The sequence below is a fragment of the Microbacterium sp. A20 genome (assembly GCF_004794515.1).
GTDB lineage: Bacteria > Actinomycetota > Actinomycetes > Actinomycetales > Microbacteriaceae > Microbacterium.
Genome location: NZ_SSDF01000091.1, coordinates 239076 through 259378 on the forward strand (window position 1 = coordinate 239076; position 20303 = coordinate 259378).

22 protein-coding genes and 1 tRNA gene are annotated in these 20303 nt (G+C 68.3%); 14 read left to right on the plus strand and 9 right to left on the minus strand.

Translation table 11 applies throughout. From position 1 onward, the window contains the following. The first annotated feature begins 75 nt into the window (after positions 1 to 75). A complete protein-coding gene (locus DW298_RS18200) occupies positions 76 to 612 on the plus strand; it encodes a gamma carbonic anhydrase family protein (protein WP_136043875.1) in 537 nt (178 codons plus the stop codon). A gap of 30 nt (positions 613 to 642) precedes the next feature. Further along, positions 643 to 716, plus strand: a tRNA-Ile gene (locus DW298_RS18205). Here the strand turns inward: DW298_RS18205 and DW298_RS18210 are convergent. Continuing rightward, positions 714 to 1346, minus strand: coding sequence for a helix-turn-helix domain-containing protein (locus tag DW298_RS18210; protein WP_168429603.1), 633 nt, complete (start codon positions 1344 to 1346; stop codon positions 714 to 716). The two genes, DW298_RS18205 and DW298_RS18210, sit on opposite strands and share 3 nt — an antisense overlap. A gap of 129 nt (positions 1347 to 1475) precedes the next feature. Here DW298_RS18210 and DW298_RS18215 point away from each other — a divergent pair, with 129 nt between their 5' ends. Both DW298_RS18215 and DW298_RS18220 read left to right on the plus strand, forming a co-directional pair. After that, a complete protein-coding gene (locus DW298_RS18215) occupies positions 1476 to 2696 on the plus strand; it encodes a globin domain-containing protein (RefSeq protein WP_136043877.1) in 1221 nt (406 codons plus the stop codon). 117 nt (positions 2697 to 2813) lie between these two features. Next, complete coding sequence (locus DW298_RS18220; RefSeq protein ID WP_136043878.1) at positions 2814 to 3074, plus strand: DUF6458 family protein; 261 nt, start codon at positions 2814 to 2816, stop codon at positions 3072 to 3074. Positions 3075 to 3116: 42 nt separating this feature from the next. Here the strand turns inward: DW298_RS18220 and DW298_RS18225 are convergent, their stop codons facing one another. The 3 genes from DW298_RS18225 to DW298_RS18235 form a co-directional block, all read right to left on the minus strand. Beyond that, positions 3117 to 3434: a hypothetical protein gene (locus DW298_RS18225; RefSeq protein ID WP_136043879.1), complete on the minus strand. Its 318-nt coding sequence runs from the start codon at positions 3432 to 3434 to the stop codon at positions 3117 to 3119. A 168-nt stretch (positions 3435 to 3602) separates the two neighbouring features. After that, a complete protein-coding gene (locus tag DW298_RS18230) occupies positions 3603 to 4517 on the minus strand; it encodes an AraC family transcriptional regulator (protein WP_136043880.1) in 915 nt (304 codons plus the stop codon). 109 nt (positions 4518 to 4626) lie between these two features. Then, entirely contained in the window at positions 4627 to 5352 is a 726-nt protein-coding gene (locus tag DW298_RS18235; protein ID WP_136043881.1) for a 3'-5' exonuclease, read from the minus strand. Positions 5353 to 5418: 66 nt separating this feature from the next. On the opposite strand from DW298_RS18235, the gene DW298_RS18240 reads away from it, so the two are divergent. After that, positions 5419 to 6318, plus strand: a complete 900-nt coding sequence (locus tag DW298_RS18240) for an alpha/beta hydrolase (protein WP_136043882.1) — start codon at positions 5419 to 5421, stop codon at positions 6316 to 6318. Here DW298_RS18240 and DW298_RS18245 read toward each other — a convergent pair. After that, the gene (locus DW298_RS18245) at positions 6290 to 6763 is read right to left on the minus strand and encodes an Lrp/AsnC family transcriptional regulator (protein WP_136043883.1); all 474 of its coding nucleotides are present in this window, start codon (positions 6761 to 6763) and stop codon (positions 6290 to 6292) included. The genes DW298_RS18240 and DW298_RS18245 overlap by 29 nt on opposite strands. 168 nt (positions 6764 to 6931) lie before the next feature. Between DW298_RS18245 and pdhA the strand changes: the two genes are divergently transcribed. The 3 genes from pdhA to DW298_RS18260 are packed head-to-tail and all read left to right on the plus strand — an operon-like array spanning position 6932 to position 10418. After that, positions 6932 to 8047: a pyruvate dehydrogenase (acetyl-transferring) E1 component subunit alpha gene (gene pdhA / locus DW298_RS18250; protein WP_136043884.1), complete on the plus strand. Its 1116-nt coding sequence runs from the start codon at positions 6932 to 6934 to the stop codon at positions 8045 to 8047. 2 nt (positions 8048 to 8049) lie between these two features. After that, the gene (locus DW298_RS18255) at positions 8050 to 9060 is read left to right on the plus strand and encodes an alpha-ketoacid dehydrogenase subunit beta (RefSeq protein ID WP_136043885.1); all 1011 of its coding nucleotides are present in this window, start codon (positions 8050 to 8052) and stop codon (positions 9058 to 9060) included. Continuing rightward, positions 9057 to 10418, plus strand: coding sequence for a dihydrolipoamide acetyltransferase family protein (locus DW298_RS18260; RefSeq protein WP_136043886.1), 1362 nt, complete (start codon positions 9057 to 9059; stop codon positions 10416 to 10418). The genes DW298_RS18255 and DW298_RS18260 overlap by 4 nt, the downstream gene beginning before the upstream one ends. Here the strand turns inward: DW298_RS18260 and DW298_RS18265 are convergent. Further along, positions 10411 to 11019 (minus strand): TetR/AcrR family transcriptional regulator, encoded by a 609-nt coding sequence (locus tag DW298_RS18265; RefSeq protein WP_136043887.1) that lies wholly within the window; start codon positions 11017 to 11019, stop codon positions 10411 to 10413. The genes DW298_RS18260 and DW298_RS18265 overlap by 8 nt on opposite strands. A 111-nt stretch (positions 11020 to 11130) precedes the next feature. Here DW298_RS18265 and DW298_RS18270 point away from each other — a divergent pair, with 111 nt between their 5' ends. Genes DW298_RS18270 through DW298_RS18290 form a run of 5 tightly spaced genes read left to right on the plus strand, consistent with a single transcriptional unit; the run spans position 11131 to position 17061 of the window. Beyond that, positions 11131 to 12684, plus strand: a complete 1554-nt coding sequence (locus tag DW298_RS18270) for a carboxyl transferase domain-containing protein (RefSeq protein ID WP_136043888.1) — start codon at positions 11131 to 11133, stop codon at positions 12682 to 12684. 5 nt (positions 12685 to 12689) lie between these two features. Next, positions 12690 to 14609 (plus strand): biotin carboxylase N-terminal domain-containing protein, encoded by a 1920-nt coding sequence (locus tag DW298_RS18275; protein ID WP_136043889.1) that lies wholly within the window; start codon positions 12690 to 12692, stop codon positions 14607 to 14609. A 2-nt stretch (positions 14610 to 14611) separates the two neighbouring features. Continuing rightward, positions 14612 to 15760, plus strand: a complete 1149-nt coding sequence (locus DW298_RS18280; RefSeq protein ID WP_136043890.1) for an acyl-CoA dehydrogenase family protein — start codon at positions 14612 to 14614, stop codon at positions 15758 to 15760. Between the two features lie 9 nt (positions 15761 to 15769). Beyond that, positions 15770 to 16258, plus strand: a complete 489-nt coding sequence (locus DW298_RS18285; RefSeq protein ID WP_136043891.1) for a MaoC family dehydratase — start codon at positions 15770 to 15772, stop codon at positions 16256 to 16258. Continuing rightward, a complete protein-coding gene (locus DW298_RS18290; RefSeq protein ID WP_136043892.1) occupies positions 16255 to 17061 on the plus strand; it encodes a CoA ester lyase in 807 nt (268 codons plus the stop codon). The genes DW298_RS18285 and DW298_RS18290 overlap by 4 nt, the downstream gene beginning before the upstream one ends. Here DW298_RS18290 and DW298_RS18295 read toward each other — a convergent pair whose 3' ends face one another. Together DW298_RS18295 and DW298_RS18300 are read right to left on the minus strand one after the other, a co-directional pair. Next, entirely contained in the window at positions 17062 to 17649 is a 588-nt protein-coding gene (locus tag DW298_RS18295) for a histidine phosphatase family protein (RefSeq protein ID WP_136043893.1), read from the minus strand. Beyond that, entirely contained in the window at positions 17646 to 18485 is an 840-nt protein-coding gene (locus DW298_RS18300) for a Sir2 family NAD-dependent protein deacetylase (RefSeq protein WP_136043894.1), read from the minus strand. The genes DW298_RS18295 and DW298_RS18300 overlap by 4 nt, the downstream gene beginning before the upstream one ends. Before the next feature lie 110 nt (positions 18486 to 18595). Here DW298_RS18300 and DW298_RS18305 point away from each other — a divergent pair, with 110 nt between their 5' ends. Further along, positions 18596 to 19396 (plus strand): RNA methyltransferase, encoded by an 801-nt coding sequence (locus tag DW298_RS18305; protein WP_136043895.1) that lies wholly within the window; start codon positions 18596 to 18598, stop codon positions 19394 to 19396. 7 nt (positions 19397 to 19403) lie between these two features. Here the strand turns inward: DW298_RS18305 and DW298_RS18310 are convergent, their stop codons facing one another. Next, the gene (locus tag DW298_RS18310; RefSeq protein WP_136043896.1) at positions 19404 to 20231 is read right to left on the minus strand and encodes an SGNH/GDSL hydrolase family protein; all 828 of its coding nucleotides are present in this window, start codon (positions 20229 to 20231) and stop codon (positions 19404 to 19406) included. Between the last annotated feature and the right edge of the window lie 72 nt (positions 20232 to 20303).

Below are 20303 nucleotides of genomic sequence, written 5' to 3' on the forward strand. Positions count from 1 at the left end.
TCAGACATTCCGCAACCAAGCTGAGGCTGGGCTCACTTCCGCGTGATTCCGCGGTGATTCGGGTAGCCTCGCCTCATGAGCATCGCCGCCGGAGCCTCTGTCCTCGCCCTGCCGAACAGCGCACCGTCCATCGACGACACGGCGTTCGTGGCGGATGGTGCCCGCATCGTCGGGGATGTGTCACTCGCGGCAGGCGTCAGCGTCTGGTGCAACGCGGTGCTTCGAGGTGACTCTGCGGGAATCAGCATCGGATCGGACTCGAACGTCCAGGACAACGTCTCGATCCACGTGGACCCCGAGCACGGGGTGACCGTCGGCGCCCAGGTCTCGATCGGCCACAACGCGGTCGTGCACGGCTGCACGATCGGAGACGGCACGCTCGTCGGCATGGGGGCCGTGATCCTCAGCGGAGCGAAGATCGGAGCCGGGTGTCTGATCGCCGGCGGCGCGGTGGTCCTCGGCGAGGCGGACATCCCTGCGGGATCGCTGGTCGCGGGTGTTCCCGCGAAGGTGCGTCGCACGCTCGACGAGGATGAGCGGTCCGGCCTGATCGCGAACGCCGCCGTCTACCTCGCCCACTCGCGTACCCATGAGGCTGCGACGTCGGCCTGAAGGCGCTGACCGATAGGCTGAGTCAGGTACGGGGCGGTGGCCAAGCTGGTTAAGGCAGTGGGCTCATAACCCAACGATCGCGGGTTCAAGTCCCGCCCGCCCTACTTTTCGTCTGCAGTTGCCCGGGAGCCGCCTCTTGTGAGGAACAGCTGACACGCGTGGCTCGTCACGAACGGTTCGAGTCGTTCGACCTCGAGCGGGCCGTCACTGTGGCGGAGGACATCACGCACCAGCTGAGCGTGAACACCGCAGACGAGTTCCTGATCCGCGTCGAGCAGATCGTGATAGTTGCACGGCGTGAGGTCGAACCGCAGGGAGGTCTCATCGACGACGGGGTTGAGGCCCGCATCGTCGAGGTGCTCGTAGAGCACGTCGACCTGACGCAGCGCATCGGCCTCGAGGCCGAGCGGCGATTCACGCGACATCGCCCGCAGCATCCGCCCCCGCGAGACTGCTCCTTCGACTCGAGCGCGCGCCACGGAGCTCGATGCGACGTCGCGGACGGGGTGGAACACGACCGGGGGCCGGCCGCGTCTGCCGAGGACGAGAGTCTCACTGCGGATCAGCCCCTCATCTTCGAGAACCCGGAGGTGATCCCGCACCGTGTTGAGGGGAATTCCGCATTGCGAGGCGAGCTCGCCTGCTGAGCATCCCGGCGTCTGCTGGATGGCGTGGAGCAACTGGAGCCGACGGGGTTGTGTCAGCCCGCGAAAATCGTGTGCGCGGCGGGGCATGTGGCGAGAGTAGACGCGGAAGAGGTCGCGTACCTCCGGTTGGACCGGAAATAAACCGGTAGAACGGAATGCGATGTGCGCGAGGGCTCGGGATGGTGGAACCACCATGACCACGAGGGGCGGGAAGCCATGAGGCTCACAGCCGAATCCGAGAACGTCGTGCGGGCGACCGCCAGCGTCGTCGCCGAGCACGCAGACGAGATAACCACGCTCTTCTATCGCGCCATGTTCGACGCGCATCCGGAGTTGCTCCGCGTATTCAACCGGGCGAATCAGGCGATCGGAGAGCAGCCGAAGGCCCTGGCCGCATCCATCGTCGCCTTCGCAGTGCAGCTCATCGACCCTGCGGCACCCGACTTCGCCCCCGTGATGCGTCGCATCGCGCACAAGCATGTATCGCTGGGCGTCAAGGCGCGCCAGTACACGATCGTGGGGCGCCACCTCCTCGACGCGGTCGGAACAGTCCTCGGGGACGCGGTCACGCCGGAGGTGAGAGCGGCGTGGGACGAGGTCTACTGGCTCTTCGGATGCTCCCTGATCGCGGAAGAGGCGAAACTGTATGCGCTCGGCGGCACCGACTCGGAGTTCCCCTGGAGGAAGCACCGGGTGGTGGAGCGGATCGAGGAGTCCTCCGACGTCGTCTCACTCGTGCTCGCTCCCGTCTCAGGAGACGTGGGGTCATACCGGGCCGGACAGTACGTGGCCATCGCCGTCGACCTGCCGGACGGTTCGCGCCAACCGCGGCAATACACGATCTCGTCCGGGCCCCGTGGTGATTCGCTGCGCGTGACGATCAAGCGTGTGCGCGCGAACGGAGACGCCCCGGAAGGCCAGGTGTCCACGTGGTTGCATGAGAACGCGCATCCGGGACAGTTGATCGACGTGTCCCAGCCGGCCGGTGACGTCACCATCGAGGATTCCGAGCGACCGCTCGTCCTCGTGTCGGCCGGCATCGGCATCACCCCGGTCGCGGCGATCGTCGAGGACCTCTCCCGTCGTGCCCCGGCGCGCACGGTCCGACTGTTCCATGCCGATCGCTCGCATTCCAGCCATGCGCTCTACGGATCGTTGCGGAGGCAAGTGCTGGCGATGGACGACGCCCGTGCCCAGAACTGGTATCGGGAGGAGGCGGAATCCGCGCCGACGCTCCACCCCGCGCGCTCAGGCCGGATGGACCTCGCCGACGTCGACCTGCCTGACGACGCGGAGGTGTTCATGTGCGGACCGCTCGACTTCATGCGCACGTCTCGATCGACGCTTCTGGCACGCGGCGTGCCGTCGGAGCGGATCTCCTACGAGGTGTTCGGCCCGGACCTCTGGGCACAGCAGCCGAAGCCCGAAGCAGCCTGAGCCCCGACCCCGACAGCGGCCGCAGAGCGATGCGGTCGCTGTCAAGCCCCTCCCCGGACCTCGCCGTAGACGCCATTCTTCCCACGTGCGGCACCGCGCCGCAGAACGGGAGGCACCATGAGCATCGGCAGCGGAATCGCGCTCTTCGTGATCGGAGCGATCCTCGTCTTCGCGGTGAACGTCGACGTCCAATGGGTCGATCTCGACATGGTCGGCTACATCCTGATGGGCGCCGGCGTCGTCATCTTCCTCATCGGGATCGTGCTGCTCGCGCGGCGGCGCAGGACGGAGACGGTCTCGCGCACATTCGTCGATCCGGCGACGGGCGAACCGACCACTCGTCGATCCGTCAGCTCCAGCGGCGACGAAGCGGTGTGAGTCATGCGGATGGCATCCGACGATCGAGTTCGTCGGATGCCATCACTCTGCGGGGCTGCTCTCGAGATGCTCCTCGACGAGTGTGATTCCTCCGCTGGAACTCGCAGAGTGCGCGAGATCCTCGATCCACTTCCGGCTCAGATCGGGAGTCTCAGGTTCCTGGAAGACGAACCGCAGCGGAATCGACGGGTGCAGCCAGAGGGTCGAGCGTCCGGGAGCGTCACCCTCCGGGTGCCGCCAGGAGAGCGTGAAGCTCTCATTGCGTCGCAGCTTGGTGGCGATGACGACTTTCAGGTGTGCGAGGGCGCGATCGTCGATCTGGATCGGGGTCTGCGCGTCGCCGTAGTAGAGGCTCCCCATCAGCGAACGATCATCGCGATGGGATGGGGGGCAGGGATCATGCGACTCCTCGACGGCGTGGCCGCGGATGGGGGTATCCGGGTACTCGAACTCTAGTCAACGACGGCAGCACGCACCGCACTGGCGTAATGACCCGCCGCGGAATGCGAACAGAATCTTCGCCCGGTGTCACATGGAGGTCAGCGACGGCGGTGTACCGAACGCGTCTCGGTACGCCGAGGCGAAACGGGTCGGGTGGGTGAAGCCCCAGCGGCGGGCGACTTCGCCGACGGAGCGTCCTTCTCCGCTCTGCAGGTCTCTGCGGGCCCCTTCGAGTCGTGCCCGACGGAGGGCCTGGGTGGGTGTGATGTCGAGAGCGCGACGGAACGCGTACTGGAGTCCCCTCGTCGAGATGTAGGCCGCCGCTGCGACGTCGTCGACGGTGATGGGCCGGTGCGCGTTCTCGTCGATGTATGCAAGCGCCCGGCGGACCGCCACGGGCGCTCCCGCACGCTGGGCCGGGCGGCGCATCGCCTCGGTGAAGGTGTTGGGGAATGCGGAGAGCGTCATCATCAGGGCATGACGTTCGAGCTCGGCGGCGATCAGCGGGTCGGACCCGGAGAGGGCGAGTGCTTGGTCCACGTAGGCGAACATCGCCTCCCAGCGCCGTGCGTCGATGGCTGTGTGCGGGGCGAGTCCCGTCGTGCGCAGCTTCAGCGTGTCATCGCCGGTCAACTGCCGTGCCCGCGCTTCGGCTGCGGGTCGATCGAACACGAAGGCCCGGACGTCAGCGGATCGGTCCCACCTCGCCTCCACTCGGGTGCCGTCGGAGATCCACGGCGCTCCTGGGGTCAAGGTGTCGCGCGCGGACCAGACACGCGCATCCGGGGCGTCGACGCGGCACACCAGAATCTGGTCCAGCGGTTCTGCTTTCGAATGCACCTTCGCCGCGAGCCGGTAGTTCACCAGCGAGGTGCTCCCCAGTTCTTCCGAACGCCAGTCGAACCGAAAGCGGCGAGGGTCCGCATCCTGGAGCGACGAGGAGGGAACGAACTGCTGCCACGTGGACTCGACCTGCTCGATGTCGGTGGACGTGAACTGCATGGGTGCTCCTTGTTCTTCGCGTCGCGATCCCACTCGACGACGCCTTCCAGGAGCGTAGCTCAGTGAACGGTACTCCAGCTCGAAAGCCGCTGCACGGCTGGCGGCATCGTCACTCCGCACCGATTCGGCTCGATCGCACCGGCCAGCCGCCGTCGAGCGTCTCCTGCGGATCGAGACGGCCGATGCTCACGAAGTACTCGGTGAGGCTGGCCGCCTGGGAGCGCGCCCAGCCGATCTGATTCGTGTGCAGCTCCGCCGGGGTCGCGGGGAGGGTGAAACGACGAGCGAGGGCTTGCGCCACGCGGCCGGCGGCGATCGCATCCGCGGACGCCTCGTGAGCGTCTTCGAGCACGACCGCGTAGTGGGCTGCGACGACTTCGAGTGTGCGTCGCCCGCGGCGGTATCGGTCGTACGCCTTGTCGATCACGAGAGGGTCGATGACGGGGGAGGGATCGGTCAGCGGGACGATTCCGTGTCTGGCCGCCTCATGCGCCAGGAGAGAGAAGTCGTACGCGGCGTTGTAGGCGACCACGGGTACGTTCTGCTCCAGCAGTGAACGCAGGGCCGCCGTGACCTCTGCGACGACTTCCCGGGACGATCGCCCGCGCCCTCGGGCATACTCCGTGGTGATGCCGTGCACCGCCGTGGCGCCCTCCGGGATCGGTACTCCCGGATCCGCGAGCCACGAGCGTGCAGCGATCTGGCGTCCAGCGGCATCGAGGACGCCGACGTACGCGGTGACCACTCGGTCCGACTCGACATCGACGCCAGTCGTCTCCAGGTCGAACACCCCGACGCGGGTGAGCCACGCAGGAAGCGGGGGACCGGATGGCATGCCTTCACGCTATGCGCGGCCGCGGACATCCAGGGGGAGGCGCACGGCGACTCGTAGACTCGGAGCATGACCGTGCCTTCCCCCTATGCGGACCGCCTCCACCGCCTTCCCGTGCAGCGCCATGAGGTCGAGGTGCGGGGAGCGACCACGGCGTATTGGGTGTACGGCCCGGAGAAGGCCGAGACGACGGTCATCGCGGTGCACGGCTTCCGCGGCGATCATCATGGCCTCGAGCCCGTGCTGGCCTACCTCCCCGAAGTGCGTGTGATCGCGCCGGATCTTCCGGGGTTCGGGGAATCAGCACCCCTGCCCGGGCGCCGGCACGACCTGGACGAGTACGCCGGCTGGCTCAGCGACTTCGCGATGGAAGTCGCTCCCGGCGCCGTCATCCTGGGCCACTCCTTCGGGTCGATCGTGACCTCGGCGGCGGTCGCTCGAGGGCTGCGGACTCCGCGACTGATCCTGCTGAACCCGATCGGCGCTCCGGCGCTGGAAGGGCCGAAGGGCGTCATGACTCGCTTGGCCGTCTTGTACTACGCCCTCGGTGCCCGTCTTCCGGTGAGACTCGGCACCGCTCTGCTGCGCAACCGCGTCATCGTCCGCGTGATGAGCGTCACGATGGCGAAGACCAGGGATCCCGAACTCCGACGCTTCATCCACGACCAGCACGACACGTACTTCTCGCGATTCTCGGACCGAGATGTGCTCCGCGACGCCTTCGTCGCGAGTGTCTCGCACGACGTCCGGGAGTTCGCTCCCGCGATCGATGTTCCGACCCTGCTCGTCGCTGCACAGCGTGACGACATCACCCCGATCGAGGCGGAACGAAAGCTCGCGACTCTGTTCCCCGACGCGAAACTCGTGGAGATCGCCGACGTGGGGCATCTCATCCATTACGAGACGCCGGCCGAGGCCGCGGGCGCTGTGCGGCAGTTCCTCAGGATTCCCGTCGCGCGAGGCCGATGAGGCCTGCGACGCGGAACGGGATGACCTCACCCATCGCCAGCGAGGTCTCGGTGCGTTCGACGCCTTCGATCGAGAGGATGCGGGCGTCGGTGTCGAAGAGGTGACGTGCGTCCCTGCACGCGACACGAGCGAGCAGGTCGATCGAGCCGCTCAGACCGTGTGCCTGCACGACTTCGGGAATCCGAGCGAGCTCGTTGATGATGCGCGGCAGTTCGGTCTGGCGGACTCCGATGCTCACGAACGCCTGCAGGGGGAAACCCAGGACGTCCGGTGAGAAGGACCGCTCGTAGGAGAGGAAGATTCCGCTCTGCTCGAGGCGCGCCATCCGCGCCTGGATCGTATTGCGGGAAAGTCCGAGATTCTCCGCCAGGGCGACGATGGTGATCCTCGGATCGTCGGCAAGGGCAGCGAGAAGCTCGAGATCGATGCGGTCCATTCCTGGCATAGTGCCAAACCTTAGCAGGGGGCCTTCGCGTCAAATTGAGCAACATGCTCAAGCACCACGAGAATGCTTGAGCGAGGTGTTCAGCAGACGTACCCTCAGAGCATGTCGGTGATGACGCCGGCATCAGCGCGCGGAGCCTCACGAGGGCCGCCGACGAGGAGGACGACGATGTCACCGCAGATCACCCCCATCGCAGACACCGCCCAGGATCTCGAGCTCTCGGAGCGGATACTGGACCCGGACGGACACCGCGTCCCGAACCCCCGTCTGGACCCTCTGGTCGCGGACGTCGATGCCGCGCAACTGCGCTCCCTGCTCCGCGACATGATCATCCTCCGTCGTATCGATGCCGAGGGTGTCGCACTTCAGCGGCAGGGCCAGCTGGGACTCTGGGCGCCATGTCAGGGTCAGGAGGCGACGCAGATCGGTACGGCACGGGCACTCGCTCCCGAGGACTACGTGTTCCCCAGCTACCGCGAGACCGGCGTCATCTACGCCCGCGGCGCTCAGCCGGGCGACTACGTGCGCATGTGGCGCGGAGAAGAGGGTGCCGCCTACGACCCCGCGGCGCTGGGGGTCGCCCCTCTGCAGATCATCATCGGCGCACAGACGCTGCATGCGGTGGGGTACGCGCTCGGCATTCAGCGCGACGGTGCCGACGAGGTCGCGGTGACGTATTTCGGTGACGGAGCGACCAGTCAGGGCGACGTCAACGAGGCGATGATCTTCGCGGCGTCGTACCAGGCGCCCGTGGTCTTCGTGTGCCAGAACAACCATTGGGCGATCTCCGAGCCGGTCGCCGTGCAGTCGCAGTACCCGATCGCGGGCCGGGCTCCGGGTTTCGGTATTCCGAGCCTCCGTGTGGACGGCAACGACGTGCTCGCCTGCATGGCCGCCATGCGATGGGCGCTGCAGCACGCACGCTCCGGCAAGGGGCCCGCGTACATCGAAGCGGTGACCTATCGCATGGGACCGCACACGACGGCCGACGATCCGACGCGGTACCGCGACGCGGAGGAGCTCGAGTCCTGGCGTCGCCGCGACCCGATCGCACGGCTGGAGACACACCTGCGGGCGAGCGGCGAGCTCACGGACGAGCACGTGGCCGAGACACAGGCCGCCGCGGACGCGGTCGCGAAGGAGATGCGGGCTGCGTGCCTCGGAATGGTCACCCGTCCGCCGCTCGCGGTCTTCGACGGCGTCTACGCCGAACCTCACACCGGTCTCGAGCGTCAGCGCGACGAGTATGCGGCGTACCTCGCCTCCTTCGAGAGCGAGGCGTGAACATGACCGAGCTCACTCTCGGAAAGGCGCTCGGTGCGGGTCTCCGGCAAGCGATGCGCGACGATGACAAGGTGGTCCTCCTCGGCGAGGACATCGGCAAGCTGGGCGGTGTCTTCCGCATCACCGACGGACTTCTCGATGAGTTCGGCGCGGCCAGGGTGATCGACACCCCGCTCGCCGAGTCCGGCATCGTCGGCACAGCTGTGGGCCTCGCCTTCCGCGGCTATCGTCCGGTCGTCGAGATCCAGTTCGACGGCTTCGTCTACCCCGCCTTCGACCAGATCGTCGCTCAGGTGGCGAAGCTCCATTACCGGACGCAGGGGCGCGTCAAGATGCCGATCACGATTCGGATTCCCTGGGCAGGCGGCATCGGCGCTGCCGAGCATCACTCGGAATCGCCCGAGGCGTACTTCGTGCACACGGCGGGCATCCGCGTGATCGCGGTGTCGAATCCCGAAGACGCCTACCGCAGCCTGCGTCAGGCGATCGCCTCCGATGATCCCGTGGTCTTCTTCGAGCCGAAGCGGCTGTACCACCACAAGGGAGAGGTCGATCTCGAGGCGCCCCTCGCGGATGCGCCGCCGATGGGCCTGGCGCGTGTGGTGCGAACAGGGACGGACGCGACGTTGATCACGTACGGCGCGATGGTCTCCACCGCATTGCAGGCCGCGGAGGCCGCCGAAGACGAGGGCGTATCCCTGGAGGTCATCGATCTGCGGTCGCTCTCGCCCGTCGACTACGACTCGGTCGCCGCATCGGTCCGCAAGACCGGACGGGTCGTCGTCGCTCACGAGGCATCTCGCGAGGCCGGCGTCGCGGCCGAGGTGATCGCGAGCATCACGGAGCGCTGCTTCGAGTATCTCGAGTCCGCGCCACTGCGGGTCACCGGCCACGATGTGCCCTATCCGCCGGCGAAGCTCGAGAAGTATCACCTTCCGGATCTCGACCGGCTGCTTGACGCCGTCGATCGGGTGCTGGATCGGCCGAACAGTCTGACGGGAGCAGAGGCATGATCGCGGAGTTCCGACTTCCCGACCTCGGAGAGGGGCTGGCGGAGGCTGAGGTCGTGCAATGGCTGGTCGCCCCGGGGGACTCGGTCGCCCTCAATCAGACCCTGGCCGAGGTGGAGACCGCCAAAGCGGTGGTCGAACTGCCGTCGCCGTACGAAGGCACCGTGGCGACTCTGCACGCGGAAGCCGGCGAGACCGTCGCCGTGGGGGCTGCGCTGATCGACTTCGAGGTCGTCGGTGATGAGGAGACCACACCCGCGCCGATCCCGGAGGCTGCTGAGAAGGCCCAGCCGAACCTCGTGGGATACGGGGCTGCCCCCACCTCGGCCGGTCGGCCCGCCCGACGCGCGCGCCGTGCCGGAGCGACTCCGGCGAAGGTCGACACAGCCGTGCTCGTGGCCGCGCCGCACGACGCCACCCCGTCGGCCGCGGTCGAGTCCGTGGTGGAGCGACCGCGCTCCACGCCTCCCGTCCGCGCGCATGCGAAGCGTCTGGGGATCGACCTCGTCCTGGTGGCGGCAGAGGTCGGCGACCGACTCACCACGCGCGCCGATGTCGACGCGTACGCCGAGAGGGTCGGCGCTCGTGGCGCGGAATCAGATGACGCGCGCGCAGTGGCCCCGGCGGCCCCACCGCGCTTCTCGACTCACGGCGACGGGGTGCGCGAGACCCGCATACCGATCCGCGGTGTGCGCAAGCACACGGCCGCGGCGATGGTGCAGAGCGCTTTCACGGCTCCTCACGTGACGGTCTTCCACACAGTGGACGTGACGGCGACCATGGATCTGCTGGCGAGCCTGCGGGACGATCGTTCGCTCAGCGAGCATCGGATCGGGCCGCTCGCGGTCGTGGCGAAGGCGGTGTGTCTCGGGCTCGGTCGCACTCCGGGACTCAACTCCCGCTGGGATGAGGCCGCCGGCGAGATCGTCCAGCATCACTACGTCGACCTCGGGATCGCGGCCGCGACGGATCGTGGGCTCATCGTCCCGATGATCCGCGACGCGGAGCAGTTGGCACTGATCGAGCTGGCGGACGCCGTGAGGAATCTCGCCGAGGTCGCGCGCTCGGGGAAGACCTCGCCGGCCGAGCTCGCCGGAGGTACCTTCTCGATCTCGAACATCGGCGTGTTCGGTGTCGATGCCGGCACCCCGATCCTGCCGCCGGGACAGTCCGGCATCCTCGCGGTCGGTGCCGTGCGTCGTCAGCCGTGGGAGTTCCGAGGAGAGATCGCCCTCCGGCAGGTCATGACGCTCAGCCTCTCGTTCGACCACCGGCTCGTCGACGGCGCAGAAGGTGCGCGCTTCCTCAAGGATGTCGCGGACATCCTCGAGGAGCCCGGTCGGGCGATGCTGCTCAGGTAGTCGCGCGCAACGCGGCTTCCGCCATCGCGGCCAGCACGGTCGCGGTGGCGGAGTGCCGTCGTGCCGCCGCGCGTGTGCTGTGCGGCGTGGAGTTGATGAGGCCGAAGCAGGCCTGGACGCGAAGGCGCAGCTCTTCCTGATCCGCCCCGCTCTCGCCCGCCGTGTGCAGGGGAGACAGGGTGTCCACCCACAGCTCGATGTAGGCACGTTGCAGGCGGCGGACGGCGGCCCGATCCGCTTCGGACAGGTGGGCGACGTCGCGGTCCTGCACCTGGATCACCTCGGCGTTCCCGAGGGCGAAGTCGACGTGGAAGTCGATCAGTCCGCGCATCCGCTCGTCCGGAGTCGGGGTGTTCTCCACCACCTGCCGCCCGCCGCTGACCAGGTGCTCGCTCACTTCGACCAGGACGGCGCCCAGCAATGCCTGCTTGCCGGCGAAGTGTCGGTAGACGGCCGGTCCGGACACGCCGACGGCGGCACCGATGTCTTCCAGGCTCACACCGCTGTATCCGCGCGCGGCGAAGAGCCGGGCGGCGGCGTGCAGGATCGCATCGGACCGTTCGGCCTTGGCGCGGTCTCGGGCGGTGACCGGGCTTGTCATCTCAGTTAATCCTCGCTAACCTGAAGCAACGGGTTAGTGCACACTAACCGAAAATGCCTGCACCGCGCCAGGGCATCGCCCGCGCGGACGTGAGTCGAGGAGGACATCACGATGCCCGCAACGCAGGAGTCCCTCGCGCACGAGCTGCGCGAGCGTCTCACGACCGCCGCGCGAGGCGGCCCCACCGCGTCGCGCGAACGCCATGTGGCCCGCGGAAAGTTGTTGCCGCGAGACCGGGTCGCACGAGTGCTCGACGAGGGCAGCCCGTTCGTCGAGATCGCTCCGTTGGCCGCCGACGGCCTGTACGGGGGAGACGCTCCGGGAGCCGGAGTCATCGCCGGCATCGGACTCGTCCACGGCCGCCACGTCATGGTGATCTGCAACGACGCGACGGTGAAGGGCGGCACGTACTTTCCGCTCACGGTCAAGAAGCACCTGCGCGCACAGGAGATCGCGCTCGAGAACCGGCTGCCGTGCCTCTACCTGGTCGATTCAGGCGGCGCCTTCCTTCCGAAACAGGACGAGGTGTTCCCCGACCGCGACCACTTCGGACGGATCTTCTTCAACCAGGCGCGGATGTCGGCCGAGAAGATCCCGCAGCTGGCCGCAGTTCTCGGCTCCTGCACCGCGGGTGGCGCGTACGTGCCGGCCATGAGCGACGAGACGGTCATCGTGCGCGGCCAGGGAACCATCTTCCTCGGCGGGCCGCCCCTGGTGAAGGCGGCGATCGGCGAGATCGTGACCGCCGAAGAGCTGGGCGGCGGAGAGCTGCATGCACGGCGGAGCGGTGTGGTCGACCATCTCGCGGAGGACGATGAGCACGCGCTCGAGATCCTGCGCGACATCGTCGCCACACTTCCGCCGCCGGCGGCCCCGGCGTGGGAGGTCGCGAGGACGCGACCGCCCTCCGAGACGACGTCGCTCTACGATGCGGTTCCGGTCGACGTGAACGCGTCATACGACGTGCACGAGGTCATCTCGCGTCTCGTCGACGGCGACACGTTCTTCGAGTTCAAACCGGAGTACGGCGCGACCCTGGTCACGGGGTTCGCCCGCCTGCACGGGCATCCCGTCGGCATCGTCGCGAACAACGGGGTCCTGTTCAGCGAATCCGCGCTCAAGGGCGCGCATTTCATCGAGCTGTGCGATCAGCGCGGCATCCCCCTGCTGTTCCTGCAGAACATCACCGGCTTCATGGTGGGGTCGGACGCCGAAGCGGGCGGGATCGCGAAGGACGGGGCCAAGATGGTCACCGCGGTCGCGACGACGAGGGTGCCCAAGCTGACGGTCATTATCGGCGGCTCCTTCGGAGCAGGAAACTACTCCATGTGCGGGCGCGCCTACTCGCCGCGGTTCCTGTGGACCTGGCCCGCGAGTCGCATCTCCGTGATGGGCGGCGCGCAAGCCGCATCCGTGCTCGCCACGGTGAAGGAGGACCAGCTGTCCGCACGCGGCGAGTCGTGGAGCGCCGAGGAGCGAGGCGAGTTCGAAGCGCCGATCCGCGAGCAGTACGAGCACCAGGGCGAGCCTTACTACGCCACAGCACGGCTGTGGGACGACGGCATCGTCGACCCCGCGCAGACCCGCGATCTGCTGGGGCTGGCGCTCGACGTCGTCGCCCGCAGTCCGCTGCCCGAACCGCGCTTCGGCGTCTTCCGGATGTGAGTGCCATGTCGTCACCGACCGTTTCCTTCCAGACCGTCCTCGTCGCGAATCGCGGCGAGATCGCGCGTCGCGTCATCCGCACGCTGCGCACCCTCGGAATCCGCAGCGTCGCCGTATACAGCGATGCGGACGTATCCGCTCCCCACGTGCGCGAGGCGGATGTCGCGGTGCGGATCGGTCCCGCTCCTGCGGTCGAGTCGTACCTGGACATCGATGCCGTGATCGCCGCCGCCCGGGCCGCGGGCGCGCAGGCGATCCACCCCGGATACGGGTTCCTGTCCGAGAGCGTCGGTCTCGCCGAGGCCTGCGCCGAGAGCGGCATCGTCTTCATCGGTCCGTCCGTCGACGCCCTGCAGATCATGGGGGACAAGGCGCGTGCTCGTGAGCATGTGCTGCGCTACGGGGTTCCCGTCGTCCCCGGCTTCGACGCCAAAGGGCTGTCCGATCTCGAGATCGCCGAGGAGGCTGATCGGGTGGGGTACCCGCTCCTCGTCAAGCCGAGCGCCGGCGGTGGCGGAAAGGGCATGGAGGTCGTCGCGGACGCCTCGGGTCTCCGGGCCGCACTCGCGTCGGCGCGTCGGGTCGCGGCATCCGCGTTCGGGGATGATTCCCTGATCCTCGAGCGGCTCATCCGCCGCCCCCGTCACATCGAGGTGCAGGTGTTCGGCGATGCGCACGGGACGGTCGTCGCCCTCGGCGAGCGCGAGTGCACCCTGCAGCGTCGTCATCAGAAGGTCATCGAGGAGGCACCGTCCGCGGGGATCCCCGCGCATACCCGCGAGCGCCTGCTGTCCGCCGCGGTGCTCGCCGCCGAGAGCGTCGAGTACGTCGGCGCCGGCACCGTGGAGTTCCTCATCGACGCCGATGCGCCCGACGAGGTCTTCTTCATCGAGATGAACACACGCCTTCAGGTGGAGCATCCCGTCACAGAGGAGGTCACCGGGCTCGATCTGGTCGCGCTGCAGCTGCGCGTGGCCGCGGGGCTCCCCGTGGACGTCACGCCGCGACTGCGGGGGCACGCGGTCGAAGCGCGCGTGTACGCCGAGTCACCCGAACGCGGCTTCCTGCCCTCGACGGGCACGATCCTCCTGTTCGATCCGCCGCCCGGCGTGCGCGTGGATTCCGCCGTCGAGACGGGGAGCGAGGTGACCGGGTTCTACGACCCGATGATCGCGAAGGTGATCGCCTTCGCTGATGATCGTGAAACCGCACTCGCCCGGCTCGACGAGGCTCTCGCCCGCACGGTGGTTCTGGGCGTCGAGACGAACATCGCCTTCCTCCGCACGCTCTGCTGCGACCCCCGGGTCGTCGCGGGCGACCTCGACACGGGCCTCATCGAAACGCTGCTGCCGCTCGCCGTCGTACGCCCCTCACCGGCACAGCTCGCGGCTGCGGCCGATGCCGTCGAGGTGCCGAGCGAGCCGAGACGCACGAGCGATCTGTGGCGCGAGCTTCCGGGCTGGCGGCTCGGGGCCGAGAACGCGGCTCCAGGAGACTTCGTCGCACTCACGGACGACGACGAGATGGTGGAGGCGCAATCGGCTCCCGGCGCGACTGCCCGGCATCCCCTGCGTGCCGCAGTGGACGCCGACGGGGCGGTGTGGGTCTCCGAGGAGGGCCGCACCGTCCGACTCCGCCCCATCGACCGGCGGCAGCGGATGCGGCGGCGGCTCGCCGCTCACGAGGCGGGGTCGGCGACGACCGAACCCGAGGGACGCGCGCCCATGCCGGGCAGCGTCGTCGCCGTGCTGGTCGCGGACGGGGATCCGGTCGCGGCCGGCGACCCGCTCGTCGCGATCGAGGCGATGAAGATGGAGCACCAGGTGCTGGCACCGTGCGATGGCGTGGTGCATCTGCTGGTTGCAGTGGGAGACCAGGTACGGCGTGACCAACCGGTCGCCCGCGTGACGACGGAGGAGAGCTGAACATGGAAGACCTGACCGAGGAGGAGCGCGAGCTCGCGTCGATGGTGCGCGAGTTCGCCGACACGGTGGTCGCGCCGCAATCGTACGAGGCCGACCGCACGCACACGCTGTCGATGGACGTCGTCTCGCAGATGGGTGATCTCGGCCTGTTCGGCCTGCCGTTCCCCGAGGAGTACGGCGGTCAGGGCGGCGACTACATGGCGCTCGGCATTGCGATCGAGGCGCTGGGGCGGGTGGACCAGTCGATCGCGATCACGCTCGAGGCCGGAGTGAGCCTCGGCGCCATGCCGATCTACCGTTTCGGTACCGAGGAGCAGCGCCAGGAGCTGCTTCCCGATCTGCTGGCGGGGCAAGCGCTGGCGGGCTTCGGCCTCACCGAGCCGGAAGCCGGCAGCGACGCGGGGGCGACCAGGACCACCGCGCGTCTGGAGGGCGATGAGTGGGTCATCGACGGCTCCAAGCAGTTCATCACCAACTCGGGAACCCCGATCACCCGCTTCGTCACGGTCACCGCGGTGACCGGGAACGAGAACGGTCGCAAGGAGATCTCCACGATCATCGTCCCGAACGGCACACCCGGGTTCACAGTCGAAGCTCCGTACGACAAGGTCGGGTGGAATGCGTCGGACACCCACCCGCTGACCTTCGACGGAGCGCGGGTTCCGGCATCGAACCTGCTGGGGGAGCGGGGGAGCGGCTTCCGCAGTTTCCTCAGCATCCTCGACGAGGGCCGTATCGCGATCGCCGCACTCTCCACCGGCGCGGCCGAGGGCTGCCTGGAGGCCGCCGTCGAGTACGCGAAGAGCCGGACGATCTTCGGCGCTGCGCTGAGCACGCGCCAGAACGCGCAGTTCACCCTGGCCCGCATGCGGGCGCGGGTGCACACCGCGCGGCTCGCCTGGCATCACGCGGCGCGGCTGCGGGATGTCGGGAAGCCGTTCGCGGAGGCGGCGGCGATCGCCAAGCTCGTCGGTGGGGAGGCCGCGATGGACAACGCCAGGGATGCCACCCAGATCTTCGGCGGAAACGGGTTCATGAACGAGTTCCCGGTCGCCCGCCACTATCGCGATTCGAAGATCCTCGAGATCGGCGAGGGCACGACCGAGGTGCAGCTGCTGGTCATCGCCCGCGGACTCGGACTCGCCGGGTAGCGTGGCGATATGACCACGCATGACATCCTCCAGAGGGGGCTGTACTACGAGGAGTTCGTCGTCGATGCCCGTTATCTGCACCGACCGGGGCGCACGGCGACAGAAGCCGACAACGTGCTCTTCACCACGCTCACGATGAACACGCAGGCGCTGCACCTCGACGCGGCATTCGCGGATGCGCAGGATCCGTTCCGCGCGCGACTCATGAACTCGATGTGGACGCTGTCGACGATGGTCGGCGCCTCGGTCGCGCAACTGACCCAGGGCACGCTCGTCGCGCAGCTCGGGTTCGGCGACATCGTCTTCCCGCACCCGCTCTTCGCCGGTGACACGCTCTATACCGAGAGCGTCATCGTCGAAAAGCGGATGTCGTCCTCACGCCCCGGCCAGGGCATCGTCAAGATCGCCCACACCGGACGCAATCAGGACGGCACCGTCGTGGCGACAGCGGTGCGGTCCGTTCTCGTCCACTGCCTCCCGGAAGGACTCGCGAAGTGACTTTCGATCTCGGGCCGGCGCTTCTGTTCTGCCCTGCGGACCGACCGGAGCGCTTCCGGAAGGCGCTGGAACGGGCGGACGCGATCATCCTCGATCTCGAAGATGCCGTCCTGCCGGAGGAGAAGGCTGCGGCACGCCGCAACGTGATCGACGCGGACATCGATGCCGCACGGGTCGTCGTGCGCGTGAACGCACCGGGAACCGAAGCGTTCACGGCCGATCTCGACGCACTCGCCGCGACGGACTTCCGCACGGTGATGGTGGCGAAGACGGAGAGTGCCGAGAGCCTCGATGCGTTCGATGAGCGGTACTCGCTGATCGCGCTGTGCGAGACCGCGCGCGGCATCCATGCCGCCGATCGGATCGCCGCGCACCCCCGGGTGACCGCGATGATGTGGGGCGCGGAGGACCTCGCGGCCTCCCTCGGCGGAACTTCGTCGAGGAATGCGGAAGGCGGCTATCGGGATATCGCCCGCTATGCCCGCGCTCGTGTCCTCCTCGAGTCCGGCGCTCAGGGCAAGGCGGCCATCGATGCCGTGCACATCGACATCGATGACGCCGAGGGGCTCCAGCGCGAGGCGATGGACGCCGTCGCATCGGGGTTCCATGCCACGGCCTGCATCCATCCGAACCAGGTGGCGCCGATCCGGGCCGCCTATCGTCCGGACGACGACACGGTGGCTTGGGCACGCGCGGTGCTCGGGGCTGCGGCGACGGAGCGCGGCGTGTTCCGTTTCGAGGGACGAATGATCGACGAACCCGTGCTCCGGCACGCGCGATCGGTCGTCTCGAGAGTCAGCTGATCAGACGACCTGTGACTCTTCGAGGAGTCGCAGGTATCCGGGTGCCGCCACGAAGCGGTGCGCGGACCCGTTGCGCAGGACCTCACCGTCGCGGGGAAGCGTACCGCCCGAGACATGATCGATCACAGCTCGGATCACGCCACCGTGCGCCACCACGAGCACCGATTCCGCCTGTGGGGCCGAGCGGCGTCGTGCTTCACGGGCGATCGCGTGGAGCGCCGTGATGGCACGTTCGCCGACCTGCTCCAGCGACTCCGCACCCGGGACCTCGGCGTGCCAGTCGCCGTATGTGGAGATGTAGTCCTCGACGAGCATGCCCTCGCCGTCACCGAACTCGCGTTCCCGGATGTCAGGGACCACGCCGACGACTTCGAGCCCGAGTCTGCCGGCGATGATCTCCGCCGTCTCCTTGGCGCGCAGCAGCGGGCTGGTGTAGACGGCGTGGTGCGTGCTCGAGGCAAGGCGCTCTGCTGCCCTTCGCGCGTCTTCTCGCCCGGTCTCGTTCAGCGGGATGTCGGTCGATCCCTGGATTCGTCGAGCGAGGTTCCAATCGGTCTGGCCGTGGCGGATGAGGGTGAGGTGGGTCACGAGAGCAGTTCCTGGAGTGCGGGGAGCACGTCGCTGGTGCCTGCGGCGATGGTGACATCGGCCCAGGGGTCCGCACGCGTCGGCTCGCGGTTGACGATGATCAGAGGGATGTTGCGGCGTCTGGCGCGCTCGACCAGGCGCACGCCGGAGTTCACGACGAGGGAGGAGCCGGCAACGATGAGGGCGGAGCTGGAGCGCAGCAGCGATTCCGCCGCACGGAATCGGTCCAGGGGGACGTACTCGCCGAAGAAGACGACGTCGGGTTTCAGCATGCCGCCGCACACGGTGCACTCGGGCACGATGAACCCTTCGGTGGATTCGGGGAGGACGTCGCCGTCCGGGGCGAGTGCCACGTTCTCCGGGATGGTGATCCAGGGGTTCCGCTCCTCGATCTGCACTGCGATGTCGCGGCGGTCGAAGACCTGCCCGCACTGCAGGCAGAACACGCGACGCATCGTGCCGTGCACTTCGATCACGTGCGAGCTCCCGGCCCGCAGATGAAGCCCGTCGACGTTCTGGGTGATGACGCCCGACACCTTTCCGGCGGCCTCGAGCTGCGCGAGCGCGAGGTGTCCCGCGTTGGGTTCGGCCCGCGCGAACGCGCGCCAGCCGAGGTGGCCGCCGACCCAGTAGCGTCGTCGTGCCGCCTCGTCGCCGAGGTAAGTCTGGATCGTCATCGGGTCGCTGCGGGTTCTGGCACCTTCGCCGCGGTAGGCGGGTATCCCCGAATCGGTGGAGATGCCGGCGCCGGTCAAGAGGGCGATGCGCCTGTCGCGCAGCAGCTCGGCGGCGTGGGCGATGGTGGCCGACAGCTCGGCGGTGTTCGAGACGCTCACAGGACCTCCTCGAGCAGTCTACGGCGTGGGGGTGGGACCGGGCCCCCGCGCAGCCCCTTGCAGGGCGTGGTCGTCGTTGAGGCAGGTGCGAGCAATGGCAGAGTGGATGCATGCGACTGGTGCCTGTGACCGAAGCCGACGATCCGCGCCTCGATGACTATCGCGGGCTCACCGACACGGCGCTGCGCACAGTCCGGGAACCGGCGGGCGGGCTGTACATCGCGGAGTCGACGAAGGTCATCGCCCGTGCGGTGGCAGCCGGGCACCGTCCGCGTTCCGTGCTGGTGCAGGAGCGCCGTGTGGACGACATCCGCGGGATCGTCGGCGAATTCGAGGTCCCGGTGTACGTCGTCCCCGATGATGTGGCCGAGGCGGTGACGGGTTTCGCCGTGCACCGCGGCACGATCGCGTCGATGCATCGGCCGGAGCTGCCGACGGTTCGACAAGTGATCGAGGGCGCCTCCGTGGTGCTGATCCTCGAGAACATCGGCGATCACACCAACGTCGGTGCCGCGTTCCGTGCGGCGGCGGGCCTCGGCGCGGATGCCGTGCTGGTGTCGCCGGGCGGCGCCGACCCGCTCTACCGGCGCAGCGTTCGAGTCAGCATGGGAACCGTGTTCCAGGTGCCATGGACCCGCATCACCGACTGGGATGAGGCCGTCGCAGACCTCCATGCCGCGCGCTTCGACATCGCGGCGCTGGCTCTGCGCGACGACGCCGTGTCACTCGATGCCTATGTGGCCGACCGCCCCGAGCGCGTCGCACTCGTCATGGGCTCGGAGGGCGACGGACTCTCCCGCACGGTGATGGACCGCGCCGACACGATCGTCACGATTCCGATGTCCGGCGGTGTCGACTCCCTCAACGTCGCCTCCGCCGCCGCCGTCGCGTTGTGGGCGGTGAAGGTCTGACCCGTGGTCAGTCGCGCTCCGGGAAGATGACAGGGGAGGGCTCGGGACGCTTCGCGGCCACGTTGTCGCCCGACGACTGGTGGCGCAGCCGACGCAGAACCCAGGGCATCAGGTGCTCGCGCGCCCACCCGAGGTCCTCGCTCCGCGCCTCGCGCCAGGTCCGCAGCGGGTAGGGCTCCGGTTGCATGGCCTCGAGGTCGTTCGGCACGTTCAGTGCACGGAGCACCATGCGCGCGACCTCGTGGTGGCCGAGCGCGTTGTAGTGCAGCCGGTCGTCGTCGAAGAACCGCATGTCCTGGACGACCTTCAGGGCCCACTGGTCCGCGACGATGCAGTCGTGGCGCTCGGCGATCGCGCGGATGTTCTCGTTGTAGATCGCGACCTTCCCGCGGAAGGCACGGAACACCGGCGTGAAACCCGTGTCGATGCCGGTGAACAGGAGGACGGCCGCTCCGGTCGATGACAGGCGCGCCACGGCATCCTCCAGCTGACTCGCGATGGCGTCGGGGTCGGTGCCCGGGCGGATCACATCGTTTCCGCCGGCGCAGATCGAGACGAGGTCGGGACGCAGTTCGACGGCCGGTTCGATCTGATCGGCGACGATCTGCGCGATGAGCTTGCCGCGGACGGCGAGGTTGGCGTAGGCGAAGTCGTCGACCTGGGCGGCGAGCACCTCCGCGACCCGATCGGCCCAGCCGCGGTGGCTGCCCGGGTGCGCCGGATCCGGGTCTCCGATGCCCTCCGTGAACGAGTCTCCGACGGCGACGAAACGTCGCCACGGGTGGGCGGTCTCGTTGGGGATGTACGGGGTCCGAGTCGAATCCTGGTCGGTCATCCAGCTCTCCTTCGCGAACGTCTGCGAGGCGGCGATGGCCGCAGCGCAGTGATCGAGCCTACCCGCAGGTGG